Annotated in this window: 18 protein-coding genes; 11 read left to right on the top strand and 7 right to left on the bottom strand. The window is 60.3% G+C overall.

The window, feature by feature from the left end:
• Positions 1-73: 73 nt before the first annotated feature.
• From dgcA to TK06_RS23495, 3 genes are all read right to left on the bottom strand, one after another.
• Positions 74-2,134 carry a dimethylglycine demethylation protein DgcA gene (gene dgcA, locus TK06_RS23505; protein WP_047230382.1) on the bottom strand — a complete coding sequence of 687 codons (2,061 nt, stop codon included), beginning with the start codon at positions 2,132-2,134 and terminating at the stop codon, positions 74-76.
• Between the two features lie 15 nt (positions 2,135-2,149).
• Positions 2,150-2,680, bottom strand: coding sequence for a 4-vinyl reductase (locus tag TK06_RS23500; protein WP_003177589.1), 531 nt, complete (start codon positions 2,678-2,680; stop codon positions 2,150-2,152).
• Between the two features lie 80 nt (positions 2,681-2,760).
• Entirely contained in the window at positions 2,761-3,738 is a 978-nt protein-coding gene (locus TK06_RS23495) for a dipeptidase (protein ID WP_063324039.1), read from the bottom strand.
• A 234-nt stretch (positions 3,739-3,972) separates the two neighbouring features.
• Here TK06_RS23495 and TK06_RS23490 point away from each other — a divergent pair, with 234 nt between their 5' ends.
• The 4 genes from TK06_RS23490 to TK06_RS23475 all read left to right on the top strand — a co-directional run bounded on the left by TK06_RS23490 (position 3,973) and on the right by TK06_RS23475 (position 6,224).
• The gene (locus TK06_RS23490; protein ID WP_063324038.1) at positions 3,973-4,374 is read left to right on the top strand and encodes a lysozyme inhibitor LprI family protein; all 402 of its coding nucleotides are present in this window, start codon (positions 3,973-3,975) and stop codon (positions 4,372-4,374) included.
• Between the two features lie 103 nt (positions 4,375-4,477).
• Positions 4,478-4,801 (top strand): helix-turn-helix domain-containing protein, encoded by a 324-nt coding sequence (locus TK06_RS23485; RefSeq protein WP_060740283.1) that lies wholly within the window; start codon positions 4,478-4,480, stop codon positions 4,799-4,801.
• Between the two features lie 142 nt (positions 4,802-4,943).
• A complete protein-coding gene (locus TK06_RS23480; RefSeq protein ID WP_063324037.1) occupies positions 4,944-5,720 on the top strand; it encodes a hypothetical protein in 777 nt (258 codons plus the stop codon).
• A gap of 87 nt (positions 5,721-5,807) precedes the next feature.
• On the top strand, positions 5,808-6,224 hold the full coding sequence (locus tag TK06_RS23475) for a DUF3010 family protein (RefSeq protein WP_063324036.1): 417 nt from the start codon (positions 5,808-5,810) through the stop codon (positions 6,222-6,224).
• A 279-nt stretch (positions 6,225-6,503) separates the two neighbouring features.
• Here TK06_RS23475 and TK06_RS23470 read toward each other — a convergent pair whose 3' ends face one another.
• Both TK06_RS23470 and TK06_RS23465 read right to left on the bottom strand, forming a co-directional pair.
• Positions 6,504-7,673, bottom strand: a complete 1,170-nt coding sequence (locus TK06_RS23470) for an alginate lyase family protein (RefSeq protein WP_063324035.1) — start codon at positions 7,671-7,673, stop codon at positions 6,504-6,506.
• Between the two features lie 189 nt (positions 7,674-7,862).
• Complete coding sequence (locus TK06_RS23465; RefSeq protein ID WP_063324034.1) at positions 7,863-8,807, bottom strand: GlxA family transcriptional regulator; 945 nt, start codon at positions 8,805-8,807, stop codon at positions 7,863-7,865.
• 186 nt (positions 8,808-8,993) lie between these two features.
• Between TK06_RS23465 and TK06_RS23460 the strand changes: the two genes are divergently transcribed.
• From TK06_RS23460 to TK06_RS23435, 6 genes are all read left to right on the top strand, one after another.
• Positions 8,994-9,938 (top strand): choline ABC transporter substrate-binding protein, encoded by a 945-nt coding sequence (locus TK06_RS23460; protein WP_063324033.1) that lies wholly within the window; start codon positions 8,994-8,996, stop codon positions 9,936-9,938.
• Positions 9,939-10,009: 71 nt separating this feature from the next.
• Positions 10,010-10,897 carry a 3-keto-5-aminohexanoate cleavage protein gene (locus TK06_RS23455; RefSeq protein WP_063324032.1) on the top strand — a complete coding sequence of 296 codons (888 nt, stop codon included), beginning with the start codon at positions 10,010-10,012 and terminating at the stop codon, positions 10,895-10,897.
• A gap of 179 nt (positions 10,898-11,076) precedes the next feature.
• Positions 11,077-12,042 (top strand): L-carnitine dehydrogenase, encoded by a 966-nt coding sequence (locus TK06_RS23450; RefSeq protein ID WP_063324031.1) that lies wholly within the window; start codon positions 11,077-11,079, stop codon positions 12,040-12,042.
• Between the two features lie 177 nt (positions 12,043-12,219).
• The gene (locus TK06_RS23445; RefSeq protein WP_063324030.1) at positions 12,220-12,696 is read left to right on the top strand and encodes a thioesterase family protein; all 477 of its coding nucleotides are present in this window, start codon (positions 12,220-12,222) and stop codon (positions 12,694-12,696) included.
• Positions 12,697-12,716: 20 nt separating this feature from the next.
• On the top strand, positions 12,717-13,880 hold the full coding sequence (locus TK06_RS23440; RefSeq protein WP_063324029.1) for a gamma-butyrobetaine dioxygenase: 1,164 nt from the start codon (positions 12,717-12,719) through the stop codon (positions 13,878-13,880).
• Positions 13,881-14,180: 300 nt separating this feature from the next.
• A complete protein-coding gene (locus tag TK06_RS23435) occupies positions 14,181-14,444 on the top strand; it encodes a hypothetical protein (protein ID WP_063324028.1) in 264 nt (87 codons plus the stop codon).
• A gap of 144 nt (positions 14,445-14,588) precedes the next feature.
• Here the strand turns inward: TK06_RS23435 and TK06_RS23430 are convergent, their stop codons facing one another.
• Positions 14,589-15,692 (bottom strand): GlxA family transcriptional regulator, encoded by a 1,104-nt coding sequence (locus tag TK06_RS23430; RefSeq protein WP_003177576.1) that lies wholly within the window; start codon positions 15,690-15,692, stop codon positions 14,589-14,591.
• Positions 15,693-16,266: 574 nt separating this feature from the next.
• Positions 16,267-17,643: an L-serine ammonia-lyase gene (locus tag TK06_RS23425; protein WP_063324027.1), complete on the bottom strand. Its 1,377-nt coding sequence runs from the start codon at positions 17,641-17,643 to the stop codon at positions 16,267-16,269.
• 424 nt (positions 17,644-18,067) lie between these two features.
• Between TK06_RS23425 and TK06_RS23420 the strand changes: the two genes are divergently transcribed.
• Positions 18,068-19,015 (top strand): choline ABC transporter substrate-binding protein, encoded by a 948-nt coding sequence (locus tag TK06_RS23420; RefSeq protein WP_063324026.1) that lies wholly within the window; start codon positions 18,068-18,070, stop codon positions 19,013-19,015.
• Positions 19,016-19,085: the final 70 nt, after the last annotated feature.

The following is a 19,085-nucleotide window of genomic DNA, read 5'->3' as shown; positions in this document are numbered from 1 at the left end:
CGACTGATGATTGGGGCTGCTTCGCAGCCCAGCGGGAGCAAGCTCCCTCGCCACAGGTAATGGTGGTAATCCGTTAAAAATCCTTGCACAACCGCAGGGCGTCATAGATGGCGGCGTGGGTATTACGCTGGGCCACGCAGTCGCCGATGCGGAACAGCAGGTAGCCATCGCCACTCTGCTCCAGGCACGGCTGGGGCTTGATCGCGAACAGGGCTTCGACGTCGATCTGGCCCTTGTTGCGCGAACCTTCCTTGAGCGCGTAGTAGATTTCTTCGTCCGGCCGCACGCCGTTTTCCACCACCACCTGGTCCACCACGCGCTCTTCCTTGGCCCCGGTGTATTCGTTCTCCAGCACCGCCACCAGCTTGTCGCCTTCGCGGTAGACCTTCTCCAGCATCATGTCCCCGGTCATGATCACTTCCTTGGGGTACATGCTGCGGTAGTAGGTGGGGAACGACGTCCCGCCAATGGCCACGCCCGGCTTGATGTCGTCGGTGACGATCTCCACCTGGCTGCCCTTGTCGGCGAGGAAGTCGGCCACCGACATGCCGGTGAACTCGCAAATGGTGTCGTAGACCAGCACGTTCTTGCCTGGCGCAACCTTGCCGTCGAGCACGTCCCAGCTGCTGACCACCAACCCTTCAGCGGCGCCCCAGTGCTCGTTCTGCTCCAGGAACGGATGCCCGCCGACAGCCAGCACCACCACGTCCGGACGTAAGTCCATGATGGTCGCTGCATCCGCCGCCACGCCCAGGCGCAGGTCGACTTTCAACCGCGCCAGCTCCAGTTGGAACCAGCGGGTGATACCAGCGATCTGGTCCCGTTGCGGGGCTTTCGAGGCGGTGGTGATCTGCCCGCCGATGAATTCTTTTTTCTCGAACAGGGTCACGTCGTGCCCACGTTCGGCGGCCACACGCGCCGCTTCCATCCCCGCTGGGCCGGCACCCACGACGACCACCTTGCGTTTCGGCCCGGTGGACTTCTCGATGATGTGTGGCACACCCATGTATTCACGGGAGGTCGCGGCGTTCTGGATGCACAGCACGTCCAGGCCTTGATACTGGCGGTCGATGCAGTAGTTGGCACCGACGCACTGCTTGATCTGGTCGATCTGGCCCATCTTGATCTTGGCGATCAGGTGCGGGTCGGCGATGTGGGCGCGGGTCATGCCGACCATGTCGACGTAACCGCCCTCCAGGATCCGCGTGGCCTGGTTCGGGTCCTTGATGTTCTGCGCATGCAGCACCGGAACCTTGACCACTTCCTTGATGCCGGCGGCCAGGTGCAGGAACGGCTCCGGTGGATAGCTCATGTTCGGGATGACGTTGGCCAGGGTGTTGTGGGTGTCGCAACCCGAGCCCACCACGCCGATGAAATCCAGCATGCCGGTGTCGTCGTAGTACTTGGCGATCTGCTTCATGTCCTCGTGGGACAAGCCGTCCGGGTGGAATTCGTCACCGCAGATGCGCATGCCCACGCAGAAATCGTCACCCACCTCGGCGCGTACGGCTTTCAGCACTTCCAGGCCAAACTTCATGCGGCCTTCGAAGCTGCCGCCCCACTCGTCGGTCCGCTTGTTGACCCGCGGGCTCCAGAACTGGTCGATCATGTGCTGGTGCACGGCGGACAGTTCGACACCGTCCAGGCCACCGGCCTTGGCACGCCGTGCCGCCTGGGCGTAGTTGCCGATCACCCGCCAGATTTCTTCCGGCTCGATGGTCTTGCAGGTGGCGCGGTGCACCGGCTCACGCACACCGGACGGCGACATCAGGGTCGGCCAATTGAAACCGTCCCAACGCGAGCGACGGCCCATGTGGGTAATCTGGATCATGATCTTGGCGCCATGCTTGTGCATGGCGTCAGCCAGGTTCTGGAAATGCGGAATGATGCGGTCGGTGGACAGGTTCACCGAACTCCACCACTCCTGCGGGCTGTCGATGGCGACCACGGACGAGCCACCACAGATCGCCAGGCCGATGCCGCCCTTGGCCTTCTCTTCGTAATATTTCACGTACCGGTCGGTGGTCATGCCGCCGTCGGTGGCATAGACCTCGGCGTGCGCGGTGCTGAGCACGCGGTTGCGGATGGTCAGCTTGCCGATCTGGATCGGCTGGAACATTGCTTCAAAAGCCATGGTGCGATCCTCGACTTACAACGGCTTGACGATGAACAGGCCGTCGTCGTGGCCTTCTTCGGAACCGCCGTAGACCTGCTCGGCCACGGTGCGGATCTTGCTGCCGCGAGCGGCGAGGATCTGGTCCATGGCACCGGCGAACCAGCCGGTGAACATGTAGTCGACCTTGCGCCCGACCTTGCCGTACACATAGACGAACGCCGAGTGTTCGAGCTTGACGCTGGCGGTGCCTTTGTCCAGGTCGATGTCCTGGATCTTGAACAGGCCCCAGCCACGCTGGGACAGGCGCTTCATATAGTGTTCGAACACCGCGACGCCTTCCAGGCCATGGCATTCGGCTTCTTTTTCACACCAGTGCCAGGCGGATTTGTAGCCGGCCTTGTAGAGAATCTCGGCGTAAGCGTCGGCGCCCAGGACTTCTTCGATACCCATGTGGTTATTGACGAAGAAGTGACGCGGCACGTAGAGCATCGGCAGGGCGTCGGAGGTCCAGACACCGGTTTCGCTGTCGACTTCGATAGGCAGTTGGGGGGCGATTTTGGCCATGAAAACTTGACTCCGGAAATGCGTGGTATTGCCTGCGGCGCACAAGGCCGCAGGTAAAGGATTCAGCGGTGCGGCGGCGGTTATTCGCCCCAGACGTCTTTGAGGACGTTGACCCAGTTCTCACCCATGATCTTGCGCACCACCCGCTCAGGGTGACCGCGCTTGAGCAGCGTCTCGGTGAGGTTCGGGAACTCGCCCACGGTACGGATGCCCAGGGGGTTGATGATCTTGCCGAAGCTGGTCAGACGACGGGCGTAGCCCTTGTCGTGGGTCAGCATCTCGAAGAACGCCTGGTCGTGGCCCTGGGTGAAGTCGGTGCCGATACCGATGGCGTCTTCACCGACGAGGTTCATGGTGTATTCGATGGCCTCGGCGTAGTCGTCGATGGTCGAATCGATGCCCTTGGCCAGGAACGGCGCGAACATGGTCACGCCGACAAAGCCGCCGTGATCGGCAATGAACTTCAGTTCTTCATCGGACTTGTTGCGCGGGTGCTCTTTCAGGCCGGACGGCAGGCAGTGGGAATAGCAGACTGGCTTCTTCGACTCGAGGATGACCTCTTCGGAGGTCTTGGAACCGACGTGGGACAGGTCGCACATGATGCCGACACGGTTCATCTCGGCGACGATCTCACGACCGAAGCCCGACAGGCCGCCGTCGCGCTCGTAGCAACCGGTGCCCACCAGGTTCTGGGTGTTGTAGCACATCTGCACCACACCGACGCCGAGCTGCTTGAAGATCTCGACGTAGCCAAGCTGGTCTTCGAAGGCATGGGCGTTCTGGAAACCGAAGATGATGCCGGTCTTGCCCTGCTCCTTGGCGAGGCGGATGTCGGCGGTGGTTTTCACCGGGATCACCAGATCGCTGTTTTCGCGGATCAGTTTCTGGCTGGCTGCGATGTTGTTGATGGTGGCCTGGAAGCCTTCCCATACCGACACGGTGCAGTTGGCTGCGGTCAGGCCGCCCTTGCGCATGTCTTCGAACAGTTCGCGGTTCCATTTGGCAATGATCAGCCCGTCGATAACGATGCTGTCGGCGTGCAATTCGGCTGGGCTCATCAGGCAGTCCCCTTTTATCGGATTTCATGCGCCGAATCGTCTGCCGGCGCTTTGGGGCCAGCATATGCCTGAGGGGCGTGGCGACCCGGTGCAAAAACGACAGGGGAATTGCCGAAAGCGTCAATCCACGACAATGGACTACAACAGGCCCATCCTACCCGTCTGTTCTTTACCCGACGCTTGCGCCAGAATCCGCCGCATCACTGGTTTTCACTGGACTCGAGCGGCAACGCAATGAAATCACTCTTCCTGGCTTTGGCACTGATCAGCACCCTGGCACACGCAACCGAAGACACCGAGCCCAACCCCTGCGACGAAGTTGAAAACGACGTCCAGACCCTGGCCTGCTCGGCCTATGGCAAGACCGCCGCCGAACAATTGCTCAACGAAAACCTGCAAAGCCTCTTCGAGCGCCTGCAAACCCGCTACGCCAGCGACAAGGCGCAACTCAACGACATCACCGCCAAGGTCAAGACCGCCCAACAACTGTGGCTCAAACAACGCGACGCCGATTGCGCCATCGCCGCCTTCCCGGCCAAACCCGGCAGCGAAGCCTACAAGATCGCCGAAAACGACTGCATGGCCCAGGTAAGCGATGATCGGTCGGAGTTTTTGGAGTCGATTGGGCAGGATTGAAGGTTATCCACGGAGCAATATCCAGACACCCTTCATGCGTTGGCCCAGGGAAAAATATAAGTCAGGATTCGAAAATCTTATAAAAGACTTATATTTTTCCATGATGAACGCACCTACTGATATTCAGATCATCAACGATGCAGACGGAAACCCGGCATTTGTGGTCATTCCGTACGCACAATACGTTGCACAAAAACTGGAACCCGATCTGATCCCTCACGAAGTGGTCAGCCGTATCGTCGACGGCGCTACGCCTATCCGCGCCTGGCGCGAACACTTGAACCTGACTCAGGATGAAGTCGCCAGGCGCCTGGGTATTTCTCAGTCGGCGTTTGCCCAACAGGAATCGGTCGCAAAGCCTCGCCGGGCTACCCGAGAGAAAATTGCCGCTGCCTTTGGTATCCATGCTGATCAGTTGGAACTGTAGGCCTACGGGGGATATCCCAACAGACATTAGGCTTCGGATACTGTTAACTCTGACAGTATCCGAAGCGAAAGGAGGGGCTTAGGATCAGCTCATGACAGGCGCTCACGTTAGTCGGTGTTATTGCCTATCAAGGGATTTTCATATGCTCTCTCTTACCGCCTTGCCTTTATATGGGTTAGCTATTTTTATCGCCATCGTGGCGGGCATCGAGGCCGGTCGCCGGATCGGCAACCGTCACCTGGCCCAAGACCCGGAGGGCGCCCGCCAAGGCATTGGTGCAATAGAAGGCGCGGTGTTCGGCCTGCTGGCACTCCTGATTGCCTTTACCTTCTCTGGCGCAGCCACACGCCTGGATCAACGGCGCGCGCTGATCGTTGCCGAAACCAATGCCATGGGCACCGCCTGGCTACGCCTGGACCTGCTACCGGCCAGCGAGCAACCGGCCCTGCGCCAGGCGTTCAAGGACTATGTCGACGCCCGCATCGAGTATTACCGTGACCTGCGCGAAGACGAACTCGACGAAGCCGCCCATGATCGCGCCAGTGACTTGCAACAGATCATCTGGAAACGCACGATCGCCGCCCTGCAGCAAATGCCCACCCCAACCCTGGGGGTCAGTGTGCTGCAGGCACAAAATGAAATGATCGATATCACCACCACCCGCGCCGTGGCCCATGAAACCCACCCACCGCTGGTCATCTACCTGATGCTGGTGACCATGGCCCTGATCAGCGCCCTGCTGATCGGCTATGGCATGGCCGGTACAAAGCGGCGCAACTGGCTGCACAGCCTGGGTTACGCGGCGGTCATGGTCTGCGTGCTGTATGTGATCCTGGACTTCGAATACCCCCGCTTCGGCGTCATCCGGGTCGACTACTTCGACAAAATCATGCTCGACCTGCGCCAAAGCATGAACTGAGTGGGCCGCAGATGAAAAAATCAGAGCGGCGTTCCAGACCAAGATGGATAAACTGCAATTCCACACCTCCGGGCATCAAGGGTTCCAATGATCATTTGCGGCATCGAAATCAAAGGCAGCGAAGCGATCATCGCCGTTGCCTCGCTGGAACAGCAGACACTGACCCACGTCGCCCTGAACACCAAGAAAATCACCCTGGACGACGATGACGAAGCCGCCAACGTCAAGGCGTTTGCCGCCCAGGTACGGGCATTCGTGGTCGAGAATGGCATCGAACGCATCGCCATAAAGAAGCGCAGCAAGAAAGGCGAGTTCGCCGGCGGACCGACCACGTTCAAGATCGAGGGGATTCTCCAGTTGCTGGAAGGCTGCGAGGTGACACTGCTGTCGCCGCAGACCCTCAACGCGCAGCACAAGAAACATGACTTCGCCTTGCCGGCGACGCTGAACAAATATCAACATGAGGCGTACAAGGCGGCGTGTTCGGCGTTGGTAAAGAAGTAAGCCAATCTCTCAGACGAAACACCCCCGTGGCGAGGGAGCTTGCTCCCGTTGGGGCGCGCAGCGGCCCTGCCTTTAGGGCCTCCTACGCAGTCCAGCGGGAGCAAGCTCCCTCGCCACAGATGAATGACCGATGACTGGCGGTATCAAGCTTTTATACCCAATTATGGCGACAGGTATAATTTATAGTCCCGGGCATAATTGAGTATAAAAGCCTGTCAAACCAGCTCCCGACCACCCTCCAATCGCTGCCGGGTCCTCTCAAACCAGATACGACTGGTTCTATGGAATGGTCCCCGTGGACCCGTGAGTCAGCGTTTCCCAAAGGTAATGAAACTTTCCTTTGACGGGGCGATGCTTTTGCAGAAAAAGCGACGTCTGCGGCAAGGAGGCGCCTTGACGCAGCGCGTAGTGATTGAATCCTATCTCGAACGTACCGACCGTATCGTTCTTGTGGCCATCGTAGGCCTTGCATAATTTTGCTTGGTCACCATTTTGATAGGCACTGTGCAACTCCATCGCCGCCGCAATGCGTAACGCTGCCTGGCTGGCTTGATCCCCATATAAATCAATCTGCTGTAAACGAGCGCTCTCCGCCACATTGATGATTGCCGCCAAACCATAAGCTGCATGTTCAAAGTCCCGACAACTTTCTTGCGACAAGCCTTCCAAGTAGGCTTCCGGGCTGCCCCAGTGCGCATTGATTTGCGCATTGCTACGCCGACACCACGGAGCATCCTTCGGGCGTGCGCCATCCGAGGCAAGATAAATATACGACGGAACAAGGCCCCGCCACTTCGAAACAGCATCATCCAACCACGCCTGGTTCTTATTGAACACGGCAATATTAAACATCGCCTCGACTGCACTTGCATGCCAGTTCTTGTTATAGCAAGTATAGTTTCCGGAAAAAGCGCGCAGCACATCAGGATAGTATTGCCTTGCAAATAACCTGGTTACCTTGTCTTTTTCCGGCTGGGGCCAACCATCGTAGGAATATTTGACAATTTCAGCGGCCCGAGTAAACAGCCCTGCCGTCCATGCGGCTTGCAAGGGCCCATTACTATTGGTGTGACCACCGGTCAGCGTATCGGCCCATGCATTAAGGATTTTTCGTACGTTTTCCGCATAACGCGGATCACCACTCAACCGCCATAATAAAGCCTGGGTGTAGGCTGCCCGGGCGTCCCGGGTCTCGTCCGAACAGCCATTATTTGGATTGGAATACGAACCACACTCTACAGTCCCCCAAGGCCTAGGCTCGTAATCTCTATCGGCCAAGGAGTCTTGCAAAGTCTTTTCATAGGCGCTCTTCCAGGGTTCTCGGTATATATTTTCCTTCACATATCGTAATTGCTTGAAGTCCACCAGAATTCCGGGATGGGAAAAATCTGCTTGTGCCAACCGACTGACCAACAGCAATACAAAAAACAGCCAACCCTTTCCCTTCATGCACAGTACCTCCCTTGGCACCTGTTCAGCCCGAGTTAAAATATGTTTTTTGAATGGACAGACTTCCCTATCCGTTCGTCAGTACTAACAGCGAACAGTCTTTAAAAAAGCCAAGGGAATCGCCAGAAGTAATTTAAATCAAAAAATTTAAATACTTATTGTCGGCGAGCGAGCTCTTGAAGTTTGTTTTCAAACCAACTGCCGCCGCCGATCCTCCCGTGGACAGCGCGCGAACCGTGCCCGGTAACTGCGGGTGAAGTACGACGGCGACTCAAAGCCGCAGGCGATGCTCACTTCCAACACACTCATGTCGGTCTGGCGCAGCAACTGCTGGGCCTTCTCCAGGCGCAGCCTCAGGTAGAAGTTGCTCGGGGTGTCGTTCAGGTGCAGGCGGAACAGGCGTTCGAGTTGGCGCCGGGTGACGCCGATGGATTCGGCCAGTGCCAAGGTGCTCAGGGGCGGTTCGCTGTGGGTTTCCATCTCGCCAATGACGTGCACCAGCTTCTTGTTGCGAATGCCATAGCGGTTGGCGATTTCCATGCGCTGGTGATCTTTGCGCGGGCGGATGCGGCCGAGCACGAACTGCTCGCTGACCTGGATCGCCAGTTCCGAACCGTGGGCCTGGCCGATCAGGTCCAGCATCAGGTCGATGGAAGCCGTGCCGCCCGCGCAAGTAATGCGGCGACGGTCGATCTCGAACAGTTCCTGGGTCACGCTGAGTTGCGGATAAGACTCCTTGAACGCCTCGATCGCTTCCCAATGCAAGGTCACGCGGTGCCCTTCCAATAGCCCCGCCTCGGCCAACACCACGCTGCCGGTGTCGATGCCGCCCAGGGTCACACCTTCGTTGTCCAGCCGATGCAGCCAGCGCTCCAGCGTCGGGGTGGAGAATTCGAGCGGTTCGAACCCGGCCACCACCCAGAGGGTCGCGCCCTTCTTCAGCGGCTCCAGCGCGGCATCGGCGTTGACCGACATGCCATTGCTCGCCAGCACCGGCCCGCCATCGACACTCAGCACATGCCAGCGGTACAGCTCGCCACGAAACCGATTGGCAACCCGCAACGGCTCGATGGCCGAAATGAAACCGATGGCCGAAAAACCCGGCATCAACAAAAAGTAGAAATCCTGGGACATGGAGCGCACTCGGTTGGCGGGTAGCGTGCGGACCTTGATACGCCAGTTGCAAGGCCCATTCAAGAGTCGCTGCAGTGCAAGAGCACGTCGCCGCTGTGCGTTTTGCCAGGCGCCGGGCTGCGTAACTTGGCATCACCGGTGCGCAGATGCCGGAACCCATAACAATAAGCTGCCGAGGAACCCGACATGAAACGACTGATCAGCTCCTGTGTACTTGCACTTTGCGGCACCACTTTCCTCAATGGCACCGCCATGGCTGCCGAGCCCGCCGCGTGCCAGAACGTGCGCCTGGGCGTGGTCAACTGGACCGACGTCATCGCCACCAGCGCCCTGACCCAAGTGATGCTCGACGGCCTCGGCTACAAGACCAAGCAAACCAGCGCCTCCCAGCAAATCATCTTCGCTGGCATCCGCGACCAGCGCCTGGACTTGTTCCTGGGTTACTGGAACCCGTTGATGACCCAGACCATCACCCCGTTCGTCGAAGCCAAGCAGGTCAAGGTGCTGGAGCAGCCCAGCCTCAAGGACGCCCGCGCCACCCTGGCGGTACCGACCTACCTGGCCGACAAGGGCCTGAAAACCTTCGCCGACATCGCCAAATTCGAAAAAGAACTGGGCGGCAAGATCTACGGCATCGAGCCGGGCTCCGGCGCCAATACCCAGATCAAGGCGATGATCGCCAAGAACCAGTTCGGCCTGGGCAAATTCCAACTGGTCGAGTCCAGCGAAGCCGGCATGCTCGCCGCCGTGGACCGCGCCGTGCGGCGCAAGGAAGCCGTGGTGTTCTTCGGCTGGGCGCCGCACCCGATGAACGTCAACGTGCAAATGACCTACCTCACCGGCAGCGACGACGCCCTCGGCCCGAACGAAGGCATGGCCACCGTGTGGACCGTCACCGCGCCGGACTACGCCCAACAATGCCCGAACGTCGGTCGCCTGCTGAGCAACCTGACGTTCAGCGCCGAAGATGAAAGCCGGATGATGCAGCCGTTGCTCGATCACAAGGACCCGCTCGAATCGGCCCGGCAATGGCTCAAGGATCATCCGCAAGACAAGCAGCGTTGGCTCGAAGGCGTCACTACCTTCGATGGCAAGCCCGCCGCCGACAACCTGAAACTGACCAGTAACTGAACAACCGCTATCCATCTGCGCAGCACCAAAGGGCTGCGCAGTGACTTACCACGCCTGAAGGAATCCGCACCATGAACCACGACGTCATCATCACCTGCGCACTCACCGGTGCTGGCGACACGACCGCCAAGAGCCCTCACGTACCGGTCACCCCGAAACAGATCGCCGACGCCGCCATCGAGGCGGCGAAGGCCGGGGCCACGGTGGTCCATTGCCACGTCCGCGACCCGCAGACCGGCAAGTTCAGCCGCGACGTGGCGCTGTACCGCGAAGTGATGGAGCGCATCCGTGAAGCGGACGTGGACATCATCGTCAACCTCACCGCCGGCATGGGCGGCGACCTGGAGATCGGTGCGGGCGAACAGCCAATGGAATTCGGCCCCAACACCGACCTGGTGGGCCCGCTGACCCGCCTGGCTCATGTCGAAGAGTTGTTGCCGGAAATCTGCACGCTGGATTGCGGCACCCTGAACTTCGGCGACGGCGACACCATTTACGTCTCCACTCCGGCGCAACTGCGGGCCGGCGCCAAGCGCATCACCGAACTGGGGGTCAAGGCCGAGCTGGAGATCTTCGACACCGGTCACCTGTGGTTCGCCAAGCAACTGATCAAGGAAGGCCTGCTGGACAACCCACTGTTCCAACTCTGCCTGGGTATCCCGTGGGGCGCACCGGCCGACACCACCACCATGAAAGCCATGGTCGACAACCTGCCGGCGGACGCGGTGTGGGCGGGCTTCGGCATCGGCCGCATGCAAATGCCGATGGCCGCCCAGGCCGTACTGCTGGGGGGCAACGTGCGGGTCGGGTTGGAAGACAACCTCTGGCTGGACAAAGGCGTACTCGCTACCAACGGTCAGTTGGTGGAGCGGGCCGGCGAAATCCTCAGCCGCCTCGGCGCCCGCGTGCTCACCCCGGCTGAAGGTCGCAAGAAAATGGGGCTGACCCAGCGCGGCTGAACCGAACGTACACATTGGATCTGCAGTGACTGCAGTTCTCAAGACCACCCAAGATCAAATGTGGGAGCGAGCTTGCTCGCGATAGCGGCGGTACATCCAGGGCATCTGCTGCACCTGGAATCCGTCATCGCGAGCAAGCTCGCTCCCACAGGGAATCGGCGAATCATTAGGAAAACACCATGAGCTTTATCACCGACATCAAGACCTTCGCCGCCCTGGGCAGTGGTGTAATCGGCAGCGGCTGGATCAGCAGGGCCCTGGCCCATGGCCTCGACGTTATTGCCTGGGACCCGGCGCCGGGTGCCGAGGCGGCATTGCGCAAACGCGTCGCCAACGCTTGGGGCGCGCTGGAAAAACAGGGCCTGGCCCCTGGCGCCTCGCAGGATCGGCTGCGCTTTGTCGCGACCATCGAAGAATGCGTGCGCGACGCCGACTTCATCCAGGAAAGCGCCCCCGAGCGCCTGGAACTGAAACTCGAATTGCACGGCCAGATCAGCGCCGCTGCCAAGCCGAACGCGCTGATCGGTTCCAGTACCTCGGGGCTGCTGCCGAGCGAATTCTACGAAGGCGCCACCCATCCGGAGCGCTGCGTGGTCGGGCACCCGTTCAACCCGGTCTATCTGTTGCCGCTGGTGGAAGTGGTCGGCGGCAAAAACACCGCGCCCGAAGCCGTACAGGCGGCGATGCAGGTGTACGAATCCCTTGGCATGCGGCCGCTGCACGTGCGCAAGGAAGTGCCCGGTTTCATTGCCGACCGCCTGCTCGAAGCGCTGTGGCGCGAAGCCCTGCACCTGGTCAACGACGGGGTGGCGACCACCGGAGAAATCGACGATGCGATCCGCTTTGGCGCCGGCTTGCGCTGGTCGTTCATGGGCACGTTCCTGACCTACACCCTGGCCGGCGGCGATGCCGGGATGCGGCACTTCATGGCCCAGTTCGGCCCGGCGCTGCAACTGCCGTGGACCTACCTGCCAGCGCCAGAGCTGACCGAAAAGCTGATCGACGATGTGGTGGACGGCACAAGCGCGCAATTGGGCAGCCATAGCATCTCGGCCCTGGAGCGCTATCGTGACGATTGCCTGCTGGCGGTGCTGGAGGCGGTGAAGGCCACCAAGGCCAAGCATGGCATGGCGTTCAGCGAATAACCCCCCCTTGTGGCGAGGGAGCTTGCTCCCGCTGGACTGCGAAGCAGTCCCAAAACCGGCAAATGCGGTGTATCAGTCAAATCGTATTCGCTGGTTTTACGACCGCTTCGCGGCCGAGCGGGAGCAAGCTCCCTCGCCACAAGGGTGTACACCAGCGACTATTTGTGGAGTTCCAGCATGCCCACCCTAACCACCTATCAAACCCGCATCCTCCCTGAATGGGTCGACTACAACGGCCACCTGCGCGATGCCTTCTACCTGCTGATCTTCAGCTACGCCACCGACGCGCTGATGGACCGGCTCGGCATGGACAGCCAGAACCGCGAAGCCAGCGGCCACTCGTTGTTCACCCTCGAACTGCACCTGAACTACCTGCACGAAGTGAAGCTCGACGCCCAGGTCGAGGTGCACACGCACATCATCGGCCACGACGCCAAACGCCTGCACCTCTACCACAGCCTGCATCTGGTCGGCGGTGATAAAGAGCTGGCCGGCAATGAACAGATGCTACTGCACGTCGACCTGGCCGGCCCGCGCTCGGCGCCTTTCACCGAACAGACCCTGGACCGGCTCAGCGCCCTGCTCGACGAACAATCCGACCTGCCGCCGCCGCTGTACATCGGCCGGATCATCGCCCTGCCTCTCCCCCGATAAGCCGCGAACAGGAGATCGCCATGAACACCGCCGCCGCCTTTGCCGACTTTCGCCATTACCCCTTGATCTTCCCATTGACCGCCGTCACACCCTTGGCCGACCGGATCCAAGTGATGTGGGCCGATGGCCGGGCAAGCCCCTTTCATCACCCGTGGCTGCGGGACAACTGCCCTTGCCCTCAATGCGTCTACAGCGTCACCCGCGAGCAGGTGCTGGAAATCATCGACGTCCCTGAAGACATTGCCCCCGGCGCAACCTACCTCGACGACGAAGGCTGCCTGTGCGTGAACTGGCAGGACGGTCACCAGAGCCGTTTCGACCCGGGCTGGTTGCGCGCCCACGCCTACGATGATCAGTCCCGGGCCGAGCGCCTGGCGAACAAGCCTCGGCGCCAACTGTGGCGGCACGACCTGCAATTGCCAGTGTTCGACTACCCGGCACTGATGGACGATGCCCATGCGTTGTTGCAATGGTTGCTGGCGGTGCGCGACATCGGCCTGACCCAGGTGCGCGGCGTACCCACCGAACCCGGCTCGCTGACACGGATTGCCCAGCGCATTTCCTTTATTCGCGAGAGCAACTTCGGTGTGCTGTTCAATGTGCAGTCCAAAGCCGATGCCGACAGCAACGCCTACACCGCTTTCAACCTGCCATTGCACAGTGATTTGCCGACCCGGGAATTACAGCCGGGGCTGCAATTCTTGCATTGCCTGGTGAATGACGCCGACGGTGGCGAGAGCATTTTTGTCGACGGGTTTGCCATTGCTGAAGCACTGCGCCAGGAAGACCCCGAGGCCTTCGACGCGCTGTGCCGGATCCCCGTGGAGTTTCGCAACAAGGACCGTCGCAGCGACTACCGCTGCCTGGCGCCAATCATCGCGCTGGACGCCCTCGGCCAGGTTTCGGAAATCCGCATGGCGAACTTCCTGCGTGGGCCGTTCGACACCACGGTCGAGCAGATGCCCAAGCTTTACCGCGCCTACCGCCGCTTCATTGCCCTGACCCGCGAGCCACAATTTCGCCTGGTACAGCGTCTCGAACCCGGCCAGCTCTGGTGCTTCGACAACCGCCGCACCCTCCACGCCCGCAATGCCTTCGACCCGGCCTCCGGGGCCCGGCATTTCCAGGGATGCTATGTGGATCGGGATGAGTTGTTGTCGCGGATTCTGGTGTTGCAGCGCTAGGCCGCGTCATCGTTCATCGCCGGACACCCAAGCTTTCCCTGATTCACAGGCAAAAAAATCCCCGATCAAGCCGTGACAGGATCGGGGCAGGTTGCGTTACTGGAGGAGCTGTCGCGCGAGGGTGACCAGACCATCGTGATTCAGCTTGAGGTCAGTGTGCCCAGTCCAGCCCCGTGCAAGTTAGCCGAAAACGACGCCTCCATAGTCATTCATGACATTGCGACCATTTGCCCTTGCCGCCGCTTCGGGCGGCTACCAGAATCGAGACACGACCCCAATCCCTGAACAAGGAAAAGCGTCATGATGTACGCCGATTTGATCGACCAGGAAGACCTGCTGGGCCAGCTCAAGGCCCTGGGGTTGCAGATACCCAGCGGCTCCACCGCCCAGCAGGCCTGCGAGTGCGCCGTGCGGGGGCTGGACAGGGCCCGCGCCAATGAACTGCGCCTGATGGTCAAGAACATGTACACCAGCAGTGCAACTATCCTGCCAGCCGTGCGCCAGGCGATTGATAAGCAATTGTTGCCTGCACTGGCCGAGTATCAGCAGAACCACAGCGCCTGACCCTGTGGCGAGGGAGCTTGCTCCCGCTCGGCCGCAAAGCGGTCGCAAAACCAGCGAATGCCATTTGACTGATACACCGCATAGGCCGGTTTTGGGACTGCTTCGCAGTCCAGCGGGAGCAAGCTCCCTCGCCACAGAAAGCTGCTAGAGCCTCACACTGGCAAACGTCGACTCATTACGCGCCTGGCTCAGCGCCGACAGCGGGCCGGACAATGGCGACAGCACCAGCGCCTGCGGCAGCGGCATCATCGCCACCTGCTGCGTGGTGTTGGAACCGACGCGTTCGTCACGCGGCGGAATGCCGAAGTATTCGCGGTAGCACTTGGAGAAGTGCGGGGTGGAGACGAAGCCGCATACCGAGGCCACTTCGATGATCGACATCGGCGTCTGCTTGAGCAGTTGCCGTGCACGAATCAACCGCAGCTTGAGGTAATAGCGCGACGGCGAGCAGTGCAGGTATTTCTGGAACAACCGCTCCAGCTGACGCCGGGACACGGCGACGTACACCGCCAGTTCATCCAGGTCGATCGGCTCTTCGAGGTTGGCTTCCATCAGCGCAACAATTTCCTGCAACTTCGGCTGGTTGGTGCCGAGCATGTGCTTGAGCGGCACACGCTGGTGATCCTGTTCGTTGCGGATACGCTCGTAGACGAACATTTCCGAGATCGCTGCCGACAGTTCACGGCCATGATCACGGCTGATCAGGTGCAGCATCATGTCCAACGGCGCGGTGCCGCCGGAGCTGGTGAAGCGGTTACGGTCGAGGGTGAACAAGCGGGTACTCATCGATACCCGTGGGAAAGCTTCCTGCATTGCCGCCAGGCATTCCCAGTGCACGCTGCAATCGAAGCCGTCCAGCAGACCGGCGCAGGCCAGGGCCCAACTGCCGGTACAAACCGCGCCGAGGCGACGGGATTGACGGGCCTGGCTCTGCAGCCACGACACGTGTTCGCGGGTCACGGTACGCTGGATGCCGATGCCGCCACAGACGATGACAGTATCCAGGGCCGGCGCCTTGTGCATCGAGGCGTCGGGGGTGATCTGCAAGCCGTCGCTGGCCCAGACCTGGCCGCCATCGACTGTGAGGGTCGTCCAGCGATATAGCTCGCGACCGGACAGTTGGTTGGCCATGCGTAGCGGTTCTACCGCGGACGCCAGGGAAATCAGCGTGAAATTGTCCAGCAGCAAAAAGCCGATGGATTGAGGCGCACGGTTCTGGGGTTGGGCCCCGGAGTTGGACGTCGTCATCGCGGTATCTCCTCACACAAAGCGGGTGATGGCCTCAGGCGGAGGCTCTTTTTATTGGGTTATTTGCCATTGCTCTCCACGAGGGAGACGGGCTTTACAGTGTTACAGCAATTGTCATGCCTAAATTGAATACGCGTTCAATAAATCCTGAAAACGACATCGCGACCTGTCTATTCAAGGTGTATTTCGAGGGACGGTTATCAGGACTTTGGCGGGTGTCAGGGCCCCGTCACGCGGCACCGTGAGCAGATCGGTAGCACTTGTGGGAACTGGGCTGCGGGGCTTGCGCAACAGGTATCACCACAAGTGCGGCGACGGACGGTCGCGTGGCACCCGACGGCGGGGCCGACCGTTCGTCTCTTGTCTGTTTGCGACGCGCTAAAAGGTGGCGTGTTTCGAGGTGGGTGTGCATTTTACGAGCGGTTTTAAATTCACCTGTGGCGAGGGAGCTTGCTCCCGCTCGACCGCGAAGCGGTCGCAAATCCTGTCTACGCGGTCTTTCTGAAGCACTGCGAGATCAGGCCTTGGGGTTGCTTCGCAACCCAGCGGGAGCAAGCTCCCTCGCCACAGTGGATCAGCACTCCACCGCACTGACCGCCAAGCCGCCGCGCGAGGTCTCTTTATATTTGTCATGCATGTCGGCCCCGGTATCACGCATGGTGCGGATCACCCGGTCCAGGGAGATGAAGTGCTGGCCGTCACCCCGCAGCGCCATTTGCGCGGCATTGATGGCTTTCACCGCGGCAATCGCATTGCGCTCGATGCACGGCACCTGCACCAGGCCGCCCACCGGATCGCACGTCAGGCCGAGGTTGTGTTCCAGGCCGATTTCCGCCGCGTTGCACAATTGCTCCGGCGTGGCTCCGAGGATTTCCGCCAGGCCCGCCGCCGCCATGGCGCAGGCCGATCCCACTTCACCTTGGCAACCGACTTCGGCGCCAGAAATCGATGCGTTCTTCTTGCACAGGATCCCGACGGCCGCCGCACCGAGGAAATAATCCACAACGTTGGCGTCGGTGACCGCTTCGCTGAATTTCATGAAGTAGTGCAGGACCGCCGGAATGATCCCCGCCGCGCCATTGGTCGGCGCCGTGACCATGCGTCCGCCGGCGGCGTTCTCTTCGTTGACCGCCAGGGCGAACAGGTTGACCCACTCCATGGCGCTGAGGGTCGAGCCGATGACATTGGGTTTGTTCAATTCTTGCAGGCTGCGGTGCAACTTGGCCGCCCGCCGACGCACATTCAAACCGCCCGGCAGGATGCCTTCATGCTTGAGGCCCTGCTCGACGCAATCCTGCATGGCCCGCCACAGTTTCATCAGGCCACTGCGGATCTCTTCTTCGGACCGCCAGACCTTTTCGTTGGCCAGCATCAACTCGGCTACTCGCAAGTTGTGGGTACGGCACAGCTCAAGCAATTCTTCGGCGCTGGAGAAATCGTAAGGCAGCTCAGTGCTGTCCAGATCCACCACGCCGCTGGAGGCCTGGGCCTGATCGACGACAAAGCCACCGCCGACCGAGTAATAAGTGTCACGGTGCAGCTCGCCGTCGGCGCCCTCGGCCACCAGCGTCATCGCATTGGGATGGAACGGCAGGTTCTCGTCGATCAGGCGCATGTCCCGGGACCATACGAACGGCACCGGCAGGCGACCGTCGAGCAGCAGGGTCTGGGTTTCACGCAGCAGCTCGATACGCGGGCCGATCTGCGACGGGTCGATTGCGTCCGGCCACTCCCCCATCAGGCCCATGATCACGGCGTTGTCGCTGCCGTGGCCAATGCCGGTGGCCGACAGCGAACCGAACAATTGCACCTCGACCCGGCGCACATCATTGAGCAGGACCTTTGCCTTCAGCGCTTCAACGAACAGCGCCGCGGCACGCATGGGGCCCACGGTGTGGGAACTGGACGGGCCGATACCGATTTTGAACAAGTCGAAAACGCTGATTGCCATTGCCGAAAACCTCCAGAACAGGCACATCCGGGCGCAGAAGCGTCCGGTGACGGAGCTGCTACGCTCAACGCCGGGATGGCCGCATCATCCGGTTTTTGCCTTGGGGTCCGACGTCTGACACCGACGCAATCATGCCCAGCAACGCCGTCCCGTCCTGGCCCCGGTTTTGCGCCGTTTTTCTGCGTATCAGAGGCCCGCCAGGGGCGGAAAAAATCTGTAAACGACGTCACCGACACTGGATGCGACCCTCCCTGTACTGGATACGACCCACCCTGTAGGCGTCAGATTTGCACTGGTACATGATCGGTTACGGCTCGTTTGCAAGGCCGCGTGTCAGAGAGTGCCCACGCGCCACCAACCGCAACATCCAATAAGCGCGGTTGTCCTGACCGGACACCGCCGATAAAACACCAGGAGTCCACCCATGAAAGGTTCCACATCGTTGTTGTTGGCCGCCATGCTGAGTCTTCCGATGCTGGCCAACGCTGCTGAACCCGAACAGTGCAGCACCGTCAATTTCTCCGATGTCGGCTGGACCGACATCACCGTGACCACCGCTACCACCAGCGTGGTGCTCGACGCCCTCGGCTACAAGACCAAGACCACCATGATTTCCGTGCCGGTGACCTACAAGTCCCTGGCCGATGGCAAGAACATGGATGTATTCCTCGGCAACTGGATGCCGACCATGGAAAACGACATCAAGGCCTACCGCGAAGCCGGCACCGTGGAAACCGTGCGCACCAACCTCAAGGGCGCCAAGTACACCCTCGCCGTGCCTCAGGCTTTGTATGACAAAGGCCTGCACGACTTCGCCGATATCCCCAAATTCAAGAAAGAGCTGGACGGCAAGATCTACGGCATCGAACCCGGCAACGACGGCAACCGCCTGATCCAGAGCATGATCGAAAAGAACGCCTTTGGCCTGAAGGACGCCGGTTTCAAAGTCGTGGAGTCGAGTGAAGCGGGCATGCTCTCGCAGGTCGACCGTGCCGCCAAGCGTGGCACCGACGTGGTGTTCCTCGGCTGGGCACCACATCCGATGAACACCCGTTTCAAGATCCAGTACCTGACCGGCGGCGATGACTTCTTCGGCCCCGACTTCGGTGCCGCTACCGTGGCGACCAACACCCGCAAGGGCTATAGCCAGGAATGCAGCAACGTTGGCCAACTGTTGAAAAACCTGGAGTTCACCGTCGACATGGAAAGCCAGCTGATGGGCAACGTGCTCGATGACAAGATGAAACCTGAGGCCGCCGCCAAGGCTTGGTTGAAGAAAAACCCACAGGTACTCGATACCTGGCTCGCTGGCGTGACCACCATTGACGGTAAACCTGGCCTGGAAGCCGTGAAAGCCAAACTTGCGCAATAACTGCTGATGTTATGCCGGGCGAGTTCGCTCGCCCGGGCTGTTTATTCCCTTGCATGCGGACGTTCACTAC

It is taken from the genome of Pseudomonas fluorescens (assembly GCF_001623525.1).
GTDB classification, from domain to species: Bacteria; Pseudomonadota; Gammaproteobacteria; order Pseudomonadales; family Pseudomonadaceae; genus Aquipseudomonas; species Aquipseudomonas fluorescens_Q.
The sequence above is the reverse complement of the archived record's forward strand: the minus strand, read 5'-3'. Positions and strand labels throughout refer to the sequence as shown.